General features: G+C 46.0%; 22 protein-coding genes. 13 read left to right on the top strand and 9 right to left on the bottom strand.

Annotated elements, in window-relative coordinates; all coding sequences use genetic code 11:
- Positions 1-54: 54 nt before the first annotated feature.
- From DXY29_RS03430 to DXY29_RS13660, 4 genes are all read left to right on the top strand, one after another.
- Positions 55-798 (top strand): phycobilisome rod-core linker polypeptide, encoded by a 744-nt coding sequence (locus DXY29_RS03430; protein WP_115022943.1) that lies wholly within the window; start codon positions 55-57, stop codon positions 796-798.
- A gap of 281 nt (positions 799-1,079) precedes the next feature.
- Positions 1,080-1,622, top strand: a complete 543-nt coding sequence (locus DXY29_RS03420) for a phycobiliprotein lyase (protein WP_115022941.1) — start codon at positions 1,080-1,082, stop codon at positions 1,620-1,622.
- A 9-nt stretch (positions 1,623-1,631) separates the two neighbouring features.
- On the top strand, positions 1,632-2,246 hold the full coding sequence (locus DXY29_RS03415; protein ID WP_115022939.1) for a chromophore lyase CpcT/CpeT: 615 nt from the start codon (positions 1,632-1,634) through the stop codon (positions 2,244-2,246).
- A gap of 1 nt (position 2,247) precedes the next feature.
- A complete protein-coding gene (locus DXY29_RS13660; protein ID WP_115022937.1) occupies positions 2,248-2,553 on the top strand; it encodes a CpeR family transcriptional regulator in 306 nt (101 codons plus the stop codon).
- 8 nt (positions 2,554-2,561) lie between these two features.
- Here DXY29_RS13660 and DXY29_RS03405 read toward each other — a convergent pair whose 3' ends face one another.
- The 3 genes from DXY29_RS03405 to DXY29_RS03395 form a co-directional block, all read right to left on the bottom strand.
- A complete protein-coding gene (locus tag DXY29_RS03405; RefSeq protein WP_115022935.1) occupies positions 2,562-2,795 on the bottom strand; it encodes a Nif11-like leader peptide family natural product precursor in 234 nt (77 codons plus the stop codon).
- A gap of 61 nt (positions 2,796-2,856) precedes the next feature.
- On the bottom strand, positions 2,857-3,138 hold the full coding sequence (locus tag DXY29_RS03400; RefSeq protein WP_115022933.1) for a Nif11-like leader peptide family natural product precursor: 282 nt from the start codon (positions 3,136-3,138) through the stop codon (positions 2,857-2,859).
- A 2-nt stretch (positions 3,139-3,140) separates the two neighbouring features.
- Positions 3,141-3,461, bottom strand: a complete 321-nt coding sequence (locus DXY29_RS03395; protein ID WP_115022931.1) for a hypothetical protein — start codon at positions 3,459-3,461, stop codon at positions 3,141-3,143.
- A 242-nt stretch (positions 3,462-3,703) separates the two neighbouring features.
- On the opposite strand from DXY29_RS03395, the gene DXY29_RS03390 reads away from it, so the two are divergent.
- The 7 genes from DXY29_RS03390 to DXY29_RS03360 all read left to right on the top strand — a co-directional run bounded on the left by DXY29_RS03390 (position 3,704) and on the right by DXY29_RS03360 (position 10,650).
- Entirely contained in the window at positions 3,704-4,900 is a 1,197-nt protein-coding gene (locus DXY29_RS03390; protein WP_115022929.1) for a HEAT repeat domain-containing protein, read from the top strand.
- A 177-nt stretch (positions 4,901-5,077) separates the two neighbouring features.
- The gene (locus DXY29_RS03385) at positions 5,078-5,614 is read left to right on the top strand and encodes a bleomycin hydrolase (protein ID WP_006850273.1); all 537 of its coding nucleotides are present in this window, start codon (positions 5,078-5,080) and stop codon (positions 5,612-5,614) included.
- Positions 5,615-5,660: 46 nt separating this feature from the next.
- Entirely contained in the window at positions 5,661-6,158 is a 498-nt protein-coding gene (gene mpeA / locus DXY29_RS03380) for a class 2 C-phycoerythrin subunit alpha (protein ID WP_115022927.1), read from the top strand.
- 351 nt (positions 6,159-6,509) lie between these two features.
- Entirely contained in the window at positions 6,510-7,379 is an 870-nt protein-coding gene (locus DXY29_RS03375; RefSeq protein ID WP_115022925.1) for a phycobilisome rod-core linker polypeptide, read from the top strand.
- Positions 7,380-7,536: 157 nt separating this feature from the next.
- Positions 7,537-8,433, top strand: coding sequence for a HEAT repeat domain-containing protein (locus DXY29_RS03370; RefSeq protein ID WP_115022923.1), 897 nt, complete (start codon positions 7,537-7,539; stop codon positions 8,431-8,433).
- A gap of 264 nt (positions 8,434-8,697) precedes the next feature.
- Positions 8,698-9,681 (top strand): helix-turn-helix domain-containing protein, encoded by a 984-nt coding sequence (locus DXY29_RS03365; RefSeq protein WP_244279295.1) that lies wholly within the window; start codon positions 8,698-8,700, stop codon positions 9,679-9,681.
- Between the two features lie 3 nt (positions 9,682-9,684).
- Complete coding sequence (locus DXY29_RS03360) at positions 9,685-10,650, top strand: helix-turn-helix transcriptional regulator (RefSeq protein ID WP_115022919.1); 966 nt, start codon at positions 9,685-9,687, stop codon at positions 10,648-10,650.
- Between the two features lie 32 nt (positions 10,651-10,682).
- Here the strand turns inward: DXY29_RS03360 and DXY29_RS03355 are convergent, their stop codons facing one another.
- The gene (locus tag DXY29_RS03355; protein WP_170952098.1) at positions 10,683-11,834 is read right to left on the bottom strand and encodes a HEAT repeat domain-containing protein; all 1,152 of its coding nucleotides are present in this window, start codon (positions 11,832-11,834) and stop codon (positions 10,683-10,685) included.
- Between the two features lie 404 nt (positions 11,835-12,238).
- Here DXY29_RS03355 and DXY29_RS03350 point away from each other — a divergent pair, with 404 nt between their 5' ends.
- Complete coding sequence (locus tag DXY29_RS03350) at positions 12,239-12,583, top strand: Nif11-like leader peptide family natural product precursor (RefSeq protein ID WP_115022916.1); 345 nt, start codon at positions 12,239-12,241, stop codon at positions 12,581-12,583.
- Positions 12,584-12,594: 11 nt separating this feature from the next.
- On the opposite strand, the gene DXY29_RS03345 is transcribed toward DXY29_RS03350, so the two are convergent.
- The 5 genes from DXY29_RS03345 to cpeB all read right to left on the bottom strand — a co-directional run bounded on the left by DXY29_RS03345 (position 12,595) and on the right by cpeB (position 16,807).
- Positions 12,595-13,233: a HEAT repeat domain-containing protein gene (locus tag DXY29_RS03345; RefSeq protein ID WP_115022914.1), complete on the bottom strand. Its 639-nt coding sequence runs from the start codon at positions 13,231-13,233 to the stop codon at positions 12,595-12,597.
- A gap of 77 nt (positions 13,234-13,310) precedes the next feature.
- Complete coding sequence (locus DXY29_RS03340) at positions 13,311-14,630, bottom strand: HEAT repeat domain-containing protein (protein ID WP_115022912.1); 1,320 nt, start codon at positions 14,628-14,630, stop codon at positions 13,311-13,313.
- Between the two features lie 495 nt (positions 14,631-15,125).
- Positions 15,126-15,560, bottom strand: coding sequence for a DUF2656 family protein (locus DXY29_RS03335; RefSeq protein ID WP_115022910.1), 435 nt, complete (start codon positions 15,558-15,560; stop codon positions 15,126-15,128).
- Between the two features lie 136 nt (positions 15,561-15,696).
- On the bottom strand, positions 15,697-16,191 hold the full coding sequence (gene cpeA / locus DXY29_RS03330) for a class 1 C-phycoerythrin subunit alpha (protein ID WP_115022908.1): 495 nt from the start codon (positions 16,189-16,191) through the stop codon (positions 15,697-15,699).
- A 61-nt stretch (positions 16,192-16,252) separates the two neighbouring features.
- Positions 16,253-16,807, bottom strand: a complete 555-nt coding sequence (cpeB, locus tag DXY29_RS03325) for a class 1 C-phycoerythrin subunit beta (RefSeq protein ID WP_115022906.1) — start codon at positions 16,805-16,807, stop codon at positions 16,253-16,255.
- 310 nt (positions 16,808-17,117) lie between these two features.
- Between cpeB and DXY29_RS03320 the strand changes: the two genes are divergently transcribed.
- Positions 17,118-17,351: a hypothetical protein gene (locus DXY29_RS03320; protein ID WP_115022905.1), complete on the top strand. Its 234-nt coding sequence runs from the start codon at positions 17,118-17,120 to the stop codon at positions 17,349-17,351.
- Positions 17,352-17,374 lie beyond the last annotated feature (23 nt).

Genomic DNA, 17,374 nt, shown 5'->3' with positions numbered 1-17,374 from the left:
CTGGGAGCTACTTCATGAAGCAGCTCCCTCAAATCACCTTCTAATCACATCATCATGACTGAGCCAACAACTCTTTCCTCGGCTGCCAACGTCGACACAACACATGCTTCGGATGTGATTCGACAAGCGTACCGCCAGGTTTTTGGGAATCGACACCTGATGGAGCTCGACGTGAACGCCTCGATCGAGGCATTGTTCATGAATGGAGATCTGACAGTCCAGGGATTGGTAACGGCTCTCGCGCAGTCAGAAACATACAAAAAGCTGTTTTTAGAAACCAACAGCCCATACCGCTTTGTTGAACTGAACTTCAAGCATCTCCTTGGCCGTCCACCCCGTGACCAAGCAGAATTGATGAGTCATGTCCGCCTCCTGCAAGAAGAAGGATATGAAGCAGAGATCGCTAGTTACACCTACAGCGATGAATATCTTGCGGCCTTTGGCATCGACCAAGTCCCTTACAACCGGGCCACACAGAGCGTCGTTGGCGGAAGCACGCTCTTCTTCACACGGGCAAGAGCTTTGGATGCCGGTTATGCCGGATACGACAACGCGGAAACAGATTCAAAACTCTTGAATAGTCTCTGCACTGACAGTTCACCAGAGGCACAAGATCGTAGAGGTGTTGGCAATGCCGGCACATTGACCATCAACTGGACATCCCCCCGTCAAGTTGGTGCCAATCGCAGAGCGGTCCAGAAATCAGTGGTGAACCAAACGTCCATGTCGGCAACCATCAAAACAATCTTGTCTCAGGGAGGCAAGATCCTTTCTATTGCGAAGGTTAACTCCTTTTGATTTTCGTAGAATTATCGCTGGCTCATCAGTGATGATGGCAAGATAATCAAAGATCAGTCAAAGCAGCCGTCCGGCCGCCAACTAAGGAGCAACAACCTTTCTAAACATGCCTATTCTGCGCCCACCATCAAGTGAACACCCAAGCAGGAACACAACATTCCTGCAATCTGTAGCCTCGACTCCCATGGCCATGTCCATGATGGTCGATTCAATGGTTAACATGATGCAGATAAACCGTCCTTCACTGGATGAGCTCAACCCAGAAAGCAACACAACCTCGCATGACGATTGAGCAATTTGTTGCTCAAAGTTCAGGCAAGTGGCGCTCAATGCGATCAGGGCACTCTCTAGCTTTTCAACAGTTTGAAGAAGTTCTTAGCGAAGTCACAATAGAACAGATCGATAAAGAAAACACCGCGGTAAAACAGCTACTTGAATCATCAATTATCGCGAACCAAGATGACCACTTGGTTACATCACCATTCAGGATGGAGTGGTGCGCAGAAAGCGACTGGGAACCCGAAGACCCGTCAGAAGTGTCATCAGGATCTTGCATTATTGTTCCTCTAACAAAAGACAATTGCTCAGGAAAATTAATCAGAAGTGTTGGATACGCAGAATCTGAGGCCGCAATATCTGAATATCACTTTTTGGATGATGGTACATTTACCCTTACAACTCAATATGAGCAATCAATTGCGGAAGAAAGAATCTGGTTTGTTTCAGAAAATGTTCGCTGTAGATCCTCCGTCTTGAGAACATCTGCCGGATCAGGGATACTACAAACTTCGTTTGCATCCGAAGTCAGACGCATTAATGCGTAGAGACACAAGATGAAGATGAATTTAGCCATTGCCGAATTCGCGAAGACTCTCGCTGGTGTTTACGACAACATCGAGCAGTCACAACAGAATCCAAAGGATTTTGCTCGAATCAATATCTTTTTTCGACCCTTACCGTGGCACGTCTTCCAAGGGCCTGGCTTTTATTCTGAACAATGTTACGACTATGCACCTTGGGATCCCTATAGACAGGGAATTCATCGTTTAACTGCAAGCAAAGAATCATTCATAGTAGAGAACTACGGATTCGCTAACCCGAGAAGATTGGCTGGAGCAGGTCGTGATGCCGAACTCATGAAAGACATCAACACTGCAACCTTAAAAAAACGGTGTGGATGTGCAATGCATTTCCAACAAGAAAAAGCAGGTCATTACATCGGAAAAGTTGAACCGGGAAAAAACTGCCTAGTTCCACGAGACGGAAAACTAACTTATCTTGTTAGCGAAGTTGAAGTAGATCAAGAAAATTGGATCAGCCGTGATCGAGGATTTGACCCCAAGACAGATGAACAGATCTGGGGATCCGAGCATGGCCTTCTAAAATTCAAGAGAATTAAAAGTTTCTCCGAAGAAATCACTGATGAGTGGCTAAATAGCAAAGCCTGAGATGCAGGATACACAAAAACAAATGAAAGCATGGATACGTTCTCAGCATCTAATATGCGTTGGAACGGACTTTATCTTCGAAACTGTTGATCAAACACAGCTAGAAAAATTTGATAGTTGCATACAAGCAATTGGCGGAAGAATTAGAAGAGTTAAAGCTATCGGGAATTGGCCAATGGGACCAAGGCGATCATTCAAAATACTACAAGCTACCGCAAGTGTACCTAGGCCAGGAGGAGAAGAACTTGTCACATATTGGGCCAAAAAAGGTAGCAAATCAACAAGATATTCAGAAATTAATTCTTGAGGGAATTCTTACTCTTCGAACCATCCCATCCACGTATCCTGAGTAAAGTCAGTATGTTTGCTCCACTTTCTCAAAATTGCAGAAGAATCGATTTCAAAACCATTAGCGGCAGCGATATCTATAACTTGATCTTGATTAAGAGCGGCTTTAATTTGAGCTTTTAGGTCAGGATTTTGGCGAACTAAAGAAATAAAAGCTTCTAAAGTACTGTCTTGATTTGCGCTAAGGGCAGAATTGGTCATCTAGAGCCTCTGAAATCATAGGAATGAGTCTAGACGGAACGACTGCAAACAGACAGTACAACTAGGCACCATCCATCAACATGGCTCTCCAAGGAGCAACCCTACGGAAAGCCCATGACCAATGATCGTTCGTAATGGTTTGAATGGCTAAGACTTCAGATTCAGACAAGACAACTGCATCTGATTCGACATACTGAAGCCAAGCTGAAATTGAAAACACATAATCACGGGAGGCTGCATAGTCAACAATATCTTGATCAGTCTCGCAGGCCTTCAATCCAGTGGCCATGGCATGGTCGTACACAACCAGGTTAATAAACTGCTCAATAACAGAATTCGACATCGTTAACAGCTTTCAATCCAAAGCGCAAAATTGACCTTTTCACAAATCATCTGCAGAACCAAAGGACCTCCAGGGCATCGCAACAAACGCCAAGGAATATTTTTCTCCAACACACCAGAATCAATAGTAATTTTAGGGGGACTCGTTGCCTGCTCGTAAGGAATCAGTGCTGCCCCAGTGAGTGTTGGTTCAACCTGTTTAACAATGTCTGTCAATTGAGCCAACTCAACAACCAAGTTAAGTTGATTTTGAACCTCTATAGAACTCTGAACAGCTTGCACGAACCTTGGAAGTGCTTGCTCAAGCTCAGGCGAAACAGGCATAGTGTCAAACTTCTCTTCACTACAATAACAGAAGGGAAGGATGCGTTAAAGCTGAAACCAGAAGAACGGCGATATACATTAATCATGAATCAATTACCTCTAAGCCGGATATATCGATGCTATGGTCAAAAGGACAATGGAACTCCTAAGCCGCTGCAGGCTCAGACATGATCAAGCTCAATTTGGAGCTCCACTAGCAGCTGGCAACGAAATCCAGGTTTTTCTTTAACGACCCCTAAGACATGGCCGAAAGATTCGACAACTTGGTTGAAGGCTTGACAGAGGAGCAAGCTATGGCTGTCATCTTGGCTGATCCAGACACACTTGAGAGGCCGGTTGATAAATACATGGCCGCGACAAGACTCGGCGCGAGCAACACTGAAGAATCCCTCGAAGTGCTGATTAAAGCTTCAGAGTTAGATCCGGAACATCTCTATAATCGCATCACCCGACGCAAGGCAATCGACGCCCTTGGCAGAAGAAAAAGCACAAAAGCTCTGCCCTCTCTTTTTCGCGCATTGACCTGTAGTGACGAAGCAGCAGTCATCAATTCGGTAGAGGCGATTACAAAAATAGGAGCCCCACTAACTGAAACAGATCAAGAACAATTACTGGGTGCACTCGAAGGAGAAGATATTCAGAAAAGAGCTGTCATTCAGTCCTTCTGTCGATTGGGAGTCTCCGGAGTCGTCGACAACATCAGACCACTTGCTGAAGACTGCAATCCACTGGTGGCTGGTGCAGCAAGAGCATACTTATCAAAAGTCACCCTGCAATCCAAAGGGCTGGATGTACTCATTCCTCAATTAGTCGATCCAATCGCAGGGAGAAGGCGTTCTGCCGTTATCGATCTCGGTGATGCTGGCGATGTATCAAGACTAGAGGCTCTTGTAACCGCACCTGTCTCGATGTCGTTGCGCGCTAGGAGTGCATTTCAGTTGGTCGACCCAGACAAGAAATGTCAAATTCCCGATAGGTATACCGAGTTGATCACACAACTCCTACAAGACAACCCCCAACAACTGAAACTTAGGCAGGAGTGGATTTGCGCCGTCGAACCGACGGAGATCGAAAACAACCTCCAGCATCGCGATGAAGCACGTCAGTACGGAGGCGCCTCAAGCTTGATGGCCATGGCCATGCCAGAAAGACTGGTCTTGATTGACGACATCAAAGAAAAACTATGGAGCGATTATGTAACGCACTATTACCTAACAGCCGTTGTAAGCCTTCAGGGTTTGGGAGAGCGAAGCGAACTCATCAGGCTTGCCTTGGCTGAAACGATTCCTCAATACACAAAATCCCGAATTGCGGCGGCCTGGGGATGCCTCCGCTTGGGCCTTGTGGACCAGAAGCCTCTGCTGGAGGAGCTTTCGGCCAATGCCTTCTGGCTACCACTGAAATGGAGCTGCCAACAAGTCCTTAAACAGATGTCATAAAGCGGGGCACAAAGAGATGAATAAGCCAAAGGATGGTTGGCGGAAAAACTTCACTAATTTTTCCTTTGTCAACTTGTGTGTCCTGACGACGGTGTTCAGGAAGTCGGTCTGGAAAGCAGGGGTATGTTCATTCGTGATGCGGAATGCATCTCCCCAAACAACGTATTCCACAACCCCATGCTCGACGCATTCTCCCGGGCTGCTGTCTCGGCCGATTCCAGCGGCTCCTTCATTGGTGGCGGCGAACTTGCCTCTCTGAAGTCCTTCATTGCTGATGGCAACAAGCGCCTTGACGCTGTGAACGCCATCACTTCCAACGCCAGCTGCATCGTGTCAGACGCCGTCGCCGGCATCTGCTGCGAGAACACCGGCCTGACAGCCCCTAACGGTGGTGTTTACACCAACCGCAAAATGGCTGCTTGCCTGCGCGACGGCGAGATCGTTCTGCGCTACGTCTCCTACGCACTGCTCGCCGGTGACGCTTCTGTGCTGCAGGACCGCTGCCTGAACGGTCTCCGCGAGACCTATGCAGCTCTGGGCGTTCCTACCGGATCCGCCGCTCGCGCTGTTGCCATCATGAAGGCAGCCGCCAGTGCTCTGATCACCAACACCAACAGCCAGCCCAAGAAGATGGCTCTGACTTCTGGTGATTGCGCCAGCCTGTCTGGTGAAGCTGCTAGCTACTTCGACATGGTGATCAGCGCCATCAGCTGAGCCAGAGATTGATTTTCTGCACACCTGAACAACCTTCTTCTTAATCATGAAGTCCGTCATCACCACCGTCGTCGGCGCAGCCGACAGCGCTTCCCGCTTCCCCACCGCCTCCGACATGGAGTCCGTCCAGGGCTCCATCCAGCGTGCTTCTGCTCGTCTGGAAGCTGCTGAGAAACTCGCCAGCAACTACGACCAGGTCGCTCAGGAAGCTGTCGACGCTGTCTACAGCCAGTACCCCAACGGTGCCACCGGCCGTCAGCCCCGTAAGTGCGCCACCGAAGGCAAAGAGAAGTGCAAGCGTGACTTCGTTCACTACCTGCGTCTGATCAACTACTGCCTGGTCACCGGCGGCACCGGCCCTCTGGATGAGCTGGCCATCAATGGTCAGAAAGAGGTCTACAAGGCTCTCAGCATCGATGCTGGTACCTACGTGGCTGGTTTCTCCCACATCCGTTCCCGTGGTTGCGCCCCTCGCGACATGAGCGCTCAGGCTCTGACCGCTTACAACCAGCTGCTCGACTACGTGATCAACTCCCTGGGCTGATCATCAGTTCAAGCTGAGTGATTTTTTGATCTGACTGAGGGGGTGGGCCAAAAGCCCACCCCTTTTTATTTTCAAGATCAAAAATCTGACATTGACAAGTCAGAAATACTCAGTCAGTAACACCAAAAGGCCACAAAAGCCAAGATGCTAATAGCCAATCAGGCAGTAGTGAGAACATTCATCAACGCAATGATTACTCAAGGTGACCTCAAGTGAAAGGTCTTCATTTAATCCTAGATGAAACATCACTGAATTTAAGTTTCCAGCTCGCTTGCAAGTAACGACAAATTCGTGAGCTTCTAAGCACGTTGGAAAAGGTCACTGTTATTAATCTATTCACTATTTTCCCCCATGCTAAGCACACAAACTAGTCCAGCAGGTATGGCTGCAGCAAGCCGCACCAAACCAGCGTCTTACTCCATGCCCAGCAAGGCTGGAAAAAACACAGTTCATCGGACTGTTGCTGGTGCCATCGCTGAGTTCAAGCGCAACACCTGTTCCCAGATGGGCCTCGGCATTGGTCCTCGGCTTCATAGCGAATGTCCCTTTGCGGTGACTTTCGACGAGTATCACCCAGGCAGCAGTGAAGCACTCGAGCGCACGATCATTGCCGCCTACAGGCAGGTATACGGAAACCTGCCTCCCACTGAAAACGAGCGTTGCACCTCCCTTGAGGTGCGCTTGATGAACGGAGAAATTACAGTCCGGGACTTTGTTAACGGCCTGGCAAAATCTCCTTTCTACAAGGAAAATTATTTCCATAGTGTCGCCCCCCAACGTGGGATTGAACTGAACTTCAAACACCTGCTAGGACGGGCACCCCTCACTCAAGAGGAAGTTCAAAACAGCATCAAACTTCAAGCAGAAGAGGGATTTGATGCTCTGATCGACAGCCTCACAGATTGCGCAGAATATGCCGAGGTGTTTGGATCTGAGATCGTTCCTTACATGCGAGCAGGCGATTCCTACGCAGGAATGATGACCAGCTCCTTCAACATGATGCGCGAGCTTGCCGGCACAAAGGTTGCCGTTAGTGACAACGCACAAGGACGTCGGAGTCGCACCACGACGCAACTGGCTACGGCAGCGATCAGCATGATGAAGCCGATCTTTAAGGGCGCAGCAACGCTGCCCCAACAAAAGTACGGCGGACATCAGCCTCCCAGGAGAACCGGCGCTGCTCCCTTCCGTCCCTTCGGCGTTAAGCCATTGCCATATTGATGAAGATGAATTAGGCACCGAAATGCCATCACGTCTGCCCCCTTTCCAGGAAGGGGGCATTTTTGTGTCCACGCGGCGACACTGCAAAGCCCCACAAGCCGGTAGGTGCCTGAGCAGAGTCGCTTAGATTGCGACTCAACGAAGTTGGACATCCACCGTGCTCCAGGATTTCACCGATATCTCATCAATCAGCGAAAGCCAACTCACGGAAGAAGAGGCACAGCAGCTTGCTGATGAGCTCAGCACACAGTTAGGTGAAGGTGAAATCCCTCAATCAGATGCAGAGTCACTCGAGCGAATGGTCGCCGGTCTCGGAGATGCGAGAGGAGCTCTGCGACTCACCTTTGCAAAAAGTCTTGGCGCAGTAGGAGACAAAGCTCTACCCATTCTCTGTAAAGCACTTCGAAGTCACCAGAATGTCATCGTCAGGAGAGCATCAGCAAAAACGCTCAATTTAATTGGCAACAAGGAAGCGTTACCTTATCTGCTTGAAGCCTTTTTAGAAGATAGTGATCCAGTTGTACTCGGATCTTCTGCTGGAGCAATGGCAACCATTGGCCCCGACGCCATGGATTCCTTACTAGGAATCCTGAAAAATCCAGACTGCACACCATTTCAGGTTGGCTTGATCAACCTGGCGCTAAGTTTCATCGGTGCCAAAGCACCCGAGGCATTGCTAGAGGCTGCAGATTCAGACGTGGCTGAAGTTCGAGTTGCTGCAATTTCAGCTTTAGGAGATCAAATACAAAAGAGTGATGATCCTCGGGCGCAAATCAGAGTATTCAAAGCACTAGATGACATCTCACCGGAGGTGAGAGCAGAAGCAGTTACACTGATTGGAAAATCATGCGATGCAGAAGATGTTGAACATATACTGTGCAAAAAGTTGATCGACGAAGACAATCAGGTACGCAAGAACACTGCGATGGCACTGATGAAATTAGAAGCATATAAATCAGTCGAAAGCATAGAAACAGCAAAGTCAGCAGAAACAGATGAGTCAGTACAAGCAGTATTCAATGTTGCAATCAACATACTAAGTAGAGATTCATAAGAACACAGGAGCAAGTACGAATAAGAGGGCTAAAGCATTAAAAAGATGCCCTAAGCAGCTCAACCTCTACTCCGCCTAACATAAACAGAAGGAATTCAAGCGAATCTGATAAGAATCGGATAGCAGAAAGTGAAAATTTAATCTTCAAGAAAAACATCAAGCTTCGTACACATGAGCCCCAAAAACCATAGAGTAGAAAAAATAAGCTGAAAGGTCTTGCGAAGAAAACGATCGCGAAATTATGTTTTTTGCGATACGCTCGAAATGGAAGAGTTTTGCAAGGCACATTTTGAGGAATATCATTCAACCTCCAGCTTCGGCTGCAATGTAACTCAGTTAAGCACCGGAATTCTAGAAACGCAGACCACTTGCTCACCAATTCAAGATGTCCATCTTGAAATTTTCAAATCCAACCAAACACTTCTCTACGAGGAAGAAGCCAATACAAAATCAGTATCGTTCTGCTGGCTAGATAGTTTAGCGACAAAAAATAAGGAGGTACTTACAACGATAAGCGGCCACCAGATGACGAGAAATAGTATTGCCGGATTCAATCGGATCAACAAAACAGGAGGAAATATCTGGGACATTGTGGGAGCAAATGAAGAGCTTTGCTGCATGAGTTTAAAATGGAATAAATTACAAGAAAGAATAAATAAATTGAATGCCTTTAATGCCTATGCAAGGCTCGAAGAATGCATTGGAATTGACTCGGATGATCATGCCAGCACTCAACTCAAAAAATTATTCCATGATCATTTCAATGGCCAGCCATCAAAGAAACCAAATTCCTTTTACGATCTAGCAATCATATTTCTTGACAACGAAGATAATGAATCAACATTTGATGCACATCGGTGTGAGTCAACAGACCTCATAGAAGATATGGTCAAACTAATTCACGAAGATCGTGCAGGAATGCCGCCAATCACACTCGAAGAAATTACTGAATACCTCAATTCAAACAGAGACTCTCTAAATACTACATGTCGAAGAATTTTCAACATGGATGTAATTGAGCTTGTCAGAAGAATACGTTTGGAGCAGACGCGCAAGGCATTTTTAACTCCCCATTCCTCAACCGGACTCAAAGAATTTACAAAGAAAAGAACAGCACTTTACTATGGTTTCAAAAACTGGAAAAAGTTTGAGCAATCCTACTCTTCGTATTATGGAGAAACTCCCAGTCAAACAATAGATCGATCAAACAGGAATATATATTCATTCAGTGCTTGGAAGGGAGAATAAAACATGAAAACAACTTTTGAATTTCGAGATCCACTAGAGATTTCTGAAGAGCTTGCAAAACTGGGTCAACTTACAAAAATAACGCAGCTAGATGGTGGCAATGGTATCTATACGATGCAAGCCGCAACTGCCAATAAAGTATCACTTGCAGAAATATCTGCCAACAAAACCTTGCTGTACGAGGGATGGGGCAATGGTGTTACCATCGACTTCAATTGGATTACTCCAAAAATAGACATTCAAGATGCCTTTGGATATTGTGATGGATTTAAAATGGCCCAAAATAGCCTAGCTGGGTTTGGAACCATTAACTCAGTACCAGGGAATGCATGGGGAAAATATTCCAGTGAATGCTCTAGTACTGGTTGCATGATTGATAAAAAACTACTCCTTGAATTGCTTAAAAACTGCAAAGCATACGATGGACTCGAAAGACTCACGAGTGATCAGGGAGTTTATTCCAATAATAATGCCCTAGGCCAACTCAAAAGATTAGCAAGAAAAGAGGTATCGTCAGGAATTCAGACGCCAGAAAAATACTTTGACCTAGTAATAGCATGCCTCGAAGAACCAATGAGTGAACAAAATAGTCACGGACAAAAGAACATCGGTCAATTAAGAGAAATCATCAACCTTGCCCACAGCCAAAAGTCTATGGAATCTCCTCTATCGTTGCTTGAAGTCTGCAAACATATCAACACAAGCCAGGCATCATTATATCGCGTCTGTCAGGAATTCTTTGGCATGGGAATCATTGAGCTGATGACACATATTAGGCTAGAAGAATCGAGAAGAATGATGCTCAACAAGGAAGCTCGTCAGAAATTAAAACTATACTCAATTCGTGATATTGCGATTAAATATGGGTTTAAACATCAAGGAAGATATGCGCGACGTTACTACACTGCCTTTGGCGAACTTCCAAGTCAAACCATAGAAAAATCGAGGCGGTACAAGTTACCTTTCTAAACAACTAATCAAAACAATAAAAGATCAACCCTCTACAACTTGCGTAAAACCTCTGCACATGTCCATCGAAGAGGTTCCCAACTAGACATCATAAATAGATTTTCAATCTCACTGCGACATTCGGATAAACCTAAGTTTAAGCATCCCCAAGTGGCTGCAATTTTTGATTTTGCATACTGTGGAGCTGGCTCTGATAATGATTCCTTGGTAATGAAAGATAATTCTGTTAATCCAAGTTGAGAGATCAAACAGTTGACTTGATAGTGAACGCCATAGTCGGAGCCATGATTCTCCCAAATAGAGTTGATTGCCTCCGTTAGACCAGCAACCGGCCAAGTAAACAAGGTTTTTGCACCCGAATACTGCCGTTCTTCGTCTCTATGCCTTAGTAAGTCGCAGACTTCTTTTAAATCAACAGGTACATCAACACTTTGCGTGAAACAGAGATGACGAGAATCATCCTGCAACATTTGATTGATCAGGCTTCTTTGGGATTCAGTTTTAATCTTCGGAGTTATCTTGAACGCACTTTTAGCTCTTAAGGGCATTGAAACGGCTACTTTTGCAATATTCGACAAAAGAGACGGCTCACCAGCATCACCAATATCAATAACCGACGATCTCCGATAAATAACATTGGTATTTTCGAGGTGATCTGTAAGAGTCTGCAACTTGCTCTTATCACCTTCAACTCTTATTGAATAAGCGATAGATGCGCCATTAACTAATATATTTGGATTGCTCTGTTGCTTAGAGATTATCCCATTACTGTCATGCATCTCCAAACGACTAAAGCACTGAATTGCAACACGCTTAAGTACATCTGAGCCATCTTGAATGATCTTTAAAAGAGATGATTTAAACTGAGAATCAAGTGGAACGCCAAAATTAATCAACGTATCAACCGCATTAACAATCGTCTGCTCATCGCTACTAGACATAGCATCATAAATGGTAGGCAATGTACTGAGATCACGTCGACGTCCTAGTGCTTCAATAGATTTGCGGCGTGTAATAGAGTCAAAAATATTTTCTCTGTCCCCAGTGGCAGCTAAAACTAACGCGTCAAGAGAGTCTCGCGAAGAACAAGCTCCCAGCCTTGTCGCTGCAATATACTTAATGCCAGGATTATCGAGAGTACGAATATTTTGTGAAAGCAATCTAATGGCCTGCTGTTCATCCATCCACGAAAATAAAGTATCAAATCTCTGCGAGTTAGGCACCATGCGAAACGCGTATATTTATTTCTAACAGCGGAATTTACCTATAACGATGAATTGGTAAGAATTGACCCATGCACCTGCAAAATTGATAATTAATGGATATCTAGCTTAAGAAGAATAAAGTGAAGCAAGTGATCAGAGCACGATGAGAATTTCATCCATTGCATAGGAACCAAGCAGCAACAAGCCAATCTCAAAATCAAGCTTGATTAAATACTTTGCTTTTTGCACAGAAGCCTGACAACGCGGACGGGGCCCTTACATCCAAGGAGAATGAAAAGCCCACTGGACCCTCCATAAGCAAAACAACTCTGATAAGAAGCGGATACATGCTGGTAAAATATGGATAAGCAACTAGATTCTCTATGTCGCGTGCTGAATTCATACGCTTTCTTGAAGTTCTAGAAGAAGATTTGCCATTCAGAGCTCTTTTCCAGGAAGCTGAGCCCGAGGAAATCCTCAAGCTCGCAGATCAACATGGATTTATCTTTTCGGATGAAATAAAGGGTCGTTTCCTGAATCGATGGGCAGGTGTGTATTTCTGCCCATTTGCCAATGATGTAGGCAGGTTATGCCCAAAAATGGTACCCGAAGGATTTAGCACACTCCTACATTATTCACAGACAACATGTGCCAAAGAGGATAAAGTAGAACGTTTCGATTTTCGTGCTGGAGGCTATTATGAAGGAGTAAAAACAGTAACTGGATAAAGGAAAAGATATTAACTTCTAGAATTTAATAGGTTCTGAAGTCGTGCCAATGCAGACTGAGCTGCTTCCTGAATCAATGGATCATCATTGTTTTCTTGAAGTTTATGCAAAGCATCTTCAGCCATAGGATTCGGGATATCGGCAAGAGCCTGAGATGCACTAAAGATCAAAGCCACATTTTCACTGCTGAGAGACCTTGCCAGAAGTCTTATTGCCTCTTCAGACTTAAATTGTTGCTTACCAATCTGACCGAGACACATCAAAGCACCTTGTACGACCACCATATCTGTATCATCAATCCCTTGTTCCAGCATCTCCATCACTGAATCAGGAAAAGGCTGATCAGGAAAATTCTTGAACAATTGTACGAATGCCTTCGGACAACAACGCCTTGCAGTTTGATTCTCAGTTGTTGCATAAAGTTCGATCAAAGGATCGAATGCAGAACTCCCAAAGAAACCAATTCCTTTAACAGCCGCTCTATATACTTTGGGATCATAATGACAGAAAAGTTCTAATAATTTTGGCATCGCCTCTTTCTGATAGTGCTCAGAGAGAATCAAACAGGCTTCTTCCTGAATCCTAGGATTGGGATGCATTAGATCCTCAAATAATGCATCAATTGAAGGAATAATCGAATCGTCGCTCACTTAATAGACTAATCATTGAATTTTCCATATTAGCATTGGATGTCTCGGGTCATAAGAAATTGGAATTTGGTTCTCAACTAACCAATAACTGCCTGTGCTTTCAGACGCAGCAAACTGTCGACATCCGATTCGACAAGCTGTTGTAGCTGACGTTGATGTCGAATTTGCAGACGATCTGTCTGATCAGCTTGGATTAAGAGGAGGCCTGCATAACACATATCCCAACCAGGCTTATTTTCTAGAGAAAAACAATTGTCCAGAATACAATCGTATTGGCCAGGAAACAATTTGGCGAATGATAACAAAGCCGCTGGTGGTGATTTTCTAAATTGTGGGCGCTTATCGATAATCGCATCCGAGAGGATTTTATATATTCGAACAAGGGCTTCATCACTCCAACCTGCCTTCAGTCCAAACAAACGCATCAAAAAATAGTGCGCACCGTAGTCATTATGGGCTTTTTCTCGCCAGCAATTGTCAACAGCAATCCAAGTCTCTTCAGCATCGCAGTTGAAGAGCGCCTGCATCGCAAGATAACAACGACTGAAATCTGGGTGAAACAAGCCCTCTACCAAAAGCTGTGTAGGCATAGATTCAGCGTAATGATGAAGGACAGTTATCGACCGAGGATCATCAAAAAAAAGTTGATCAACTGCTGTTATTGCGTGATCGTTTGAGAGTTTTTTTACAGGGTTATCAAATAAAGCTCGAACAGCTCGCATCCGAAATGCAGGGGAAATTGGTGCCTGGACTAAATCAGATAAAAGCTCAACAGCATTCGCGTCGATCACATCTTGTACAGCCGACTGTCGATCCATTTGATTGGAACTGTACAAATGATCTGAAAGATCAGCCAGATGTGAATGATCTCCAGATAGCTGAATCATGGCGGCGATAGCAGCACCGCGCACCGAAGGCTTTTCATGAGCTGTAAGAGCCGAAATCGTTGAAATTGCTGATTTAACAGAAAGCTTCGATAAACTTTGAATTAAGACTCTTTGATTTTGACAAGTGTCATCCACCAAATGAATCATGCGTTGATGCACTTCAGGGTCTTGACAATTCAGACGAGCCAAAGCCCAAGCAGCATTCTCAACCATATAAATATCAGAGCTATCTAAAAAACTCGCAATTTTAGGTTTGGCCTCTGTCACCCCTAATCGCGCAAGAACTTCTACAGCTTTTCGTTGTGCAAGACCTATAGGTGTAACTGTAGACGGCCTATCGAGAAAAATTAATAATGCTTGGCTTGTTATTGGGTCAGGAAAATTGATCAGGTGGGAAACGGCCATATAATAATCACTTTCACTCTCTAAATCATCAACTTTTTTAGACAGGATATTAACGGCCTCACTTTGATCAAGGCCAGCATGAATATTATCAAAAACACCGGGCATCAGAAATGACCAACTTCTCAATGATTCTACATGCTGTAGATGATTGAATGCTTCACGTCAAGATAAGAAAGTATTAGCAAGCTTGCCAACAGACGATACAAGGGGCAAAATTCTTTTTATCCACTATAAAAATTATGGGACCGTTTCCAGGACGATTGATTCAGGTTTCGACAGGAGTGATGGACGGCTGTAGGCCCTCAACGCCACACACAGTTGGTGTGGACACCCGATTCATGGCGCAATGGATGCAAGCTTTTAGAAGTTGCAAAACATCGATCACATGTGTCGGGTGGAGCAAAGCCGAGCATCGTCCATTGACAGCAACACCTAAAACGAAAGAATCGACTTCCAAGGTACGACAACTAGTTGAGAAATTGAAATCGACGTCTGAGTCTTCTTCTAGCAAGAAAACCTCAGACAAGATAGAAGAAAGTAAAGAGACTAAAAAAAGCTCTGGTCGTCGCAAAAATCGCCGAAAGCAGTCTTAAGGACTGCTTATAGGGATGCTGAGGAAACCTGAAAAATGGAATCTTCTGGACGCCCAGATTTAAGAACATCCCAATTGATCGCCTGAAGAAAAGCAACTTCATCGGTTGTTTCAACTAAGTCAACACCCCAATATCCCTCCTGGAGTGGAGCTCCAGGAGAAGCTGGGGAATCCTTCCTTCCACCGAGTGCCAAGACAACGTGGTTCATCTCATGCCCAAGTTGTCGACGGTATTGAGACCATGTCTGAACTAGATCAGCAGCCAGTTCTTGCGGCGACAAATCAGATGATATTGAGAGTTTCCAATGAGGATGATCGAGAACTGTAGTTGATGAAATATTTTCTGAAAGAGATTTAAGTGCTTGTGCAAGCTCCTCAAAATTCAATGCACGCACGTGCTCTGATTGAACTTGTAAGTTATGAGATAGAACAAACGTTGTCATCAAAAAACAGTTTCTTTGAGAAATCTAATGGAATTGAAGCTTGTCTGTGATGGGTGATTCAAGGTCTTCCATCTGACGGACACAAAAAAGGGGGGAGCAAAGTGCCCCCCCCCCTCCAGCTAGAACCTTGAGCGGATCAAGAAAGAGCGTTGATCGCGTAATCAAGGTAGCTCTTGAACTCGTTCAGAGCCTGGGGGCTCATATCACGAGGTGCACAACCGCGGTTGCGGGTGTAGGTGAGAGCTTCAATGTATGCATTGGTGGGAAGACCCAAGGTGCGATACACCTCACGTGCTCCAGCAATGCCCCACTCATCGAGAGGGCCGGTACCACCAACGATGAGGCAGTAGTTGATCAAGCGCAGGTAGTGGCCGAGATCGCGGTAGCACTTGTCGACCTTCACCTGGCTATCACCGGCTTCACCGGGTTGCCGCAGATAGGCGTACTTGTTGAAGCAAGCATCACCAGCTTCGCGGGTGACGTTGTCCAGACCGGCGGCCAGCTTTTCAGCAGCCTCCAGACGAGCAGCAGCTCGCTGAATATTGCCCTGAACAGCCTCAAGGTCGTTCTGAGAAGGGAAGCGACCGGCTGCATCAGCAGCGGTCACAACAGTGGTGACGACGGATTTCATTTGAGATCCTTAGGTAAAAGGTGCTGAGAAGGTAAAAAGAGAAGACTTGTTCGTCCGCAGATCAGCTGATAGCGCCAATCACACGATCGAAGTAGGAACCTGCTTCAGACACCAGTGCAGAGCAGTCGCCCTGAGTGGTTTCCATCTTGCGGTACTTAGCACCACCGCTTGCAGGGGTATTGGTCTGACCAATCAGAGCCGTAGCAGCGGATTTCATGATCGCAACTGCGCGGGCGGCAGACTGAGTAGGAACACCTAAAGCGATGTAGGTTTCCTTGAGGCCGTTAAGGCAACGGTCATCCAGCACGGAAGCGTCACCAGCCAGCAAGGCATAGCTGATGTAGCGAAGCACGATCTCACCATCGCGAAGGCAAGCAGCCATGCGACGCGTGGGGTAGCAGTTGCCGCCGGCCTGGATGAGACCTGTGTTTTCGCAGATCATTCCGGTTACCGCATCGGAGACGATGCAATAAGCGTTGGAGGTAATGGCGTTGACAGCGTCCAGACGCTTGTTGCCATCTTGCACATAAGAGCGGAGGCTAGCGAGGTCGCTACCACCAACAGGTGCAGTTTTGGCGTCAGCGCTGACGACTGTGCGGGAGAATGCGTCGAGCATTGGGGGCCAGACAGTTTGGGGGATGCAGTGCTTCGGGGACCGATGGGTGAGCAGGCCTTAAAGACCTGGTAGCCCAAGGGTGGTGGAAGCGCTGACCAAGGCTAAACTCAGTTGTCAGCTGGCTTTGCAAACAGACCCCTTTACGCAAAAGTTTGTCACCTTGCGGCAATAGCAAGGAGTTCCTCCAGCTGAACAGGGCACCTTCAACAGCACTCTTTCCTTTGTTTGAGCAATGCTGAGCGAAGGTTCACAAAAGCCTTAAGCAGGCGAGTTGGAGGATTAGTATCGCCAGGGTCAACATGTGAAATGCATGGACAACGCAGCGTCCGATTTACCCAGCATCAAAGAATTGCAAGAGTCTATTGAGGAATTAGCTGCCTACCGAGAAAGACTTTTTCAAGATGTAATTGGTCTAGGCAAAAAACTGCGCCTTTCACAGAAAAAAATCGACGCCACGGTAGCGGCGCATCCAGAGCTACAACGGCTCGACGAAGTCATGTCACAACTCGTCGCCCAGAAGAATGCGCAGCAGGCACAATCTTGATCCGCTTAGGCAATAATTCGTTC

It is taken from the genome of Synechococcus sp. UW69, assembly GCF_900474185.1.
In the GTDB taxonomy this organism is placed as follows: Bacteria; Cyanobacteriota; Cyanobacteriia; order PCC-6307; family Cyanobiaceae; genus Parasynechococcus.
This window is presented reverse-complemented; position numbering and strand designations above follow the sequence as displayed.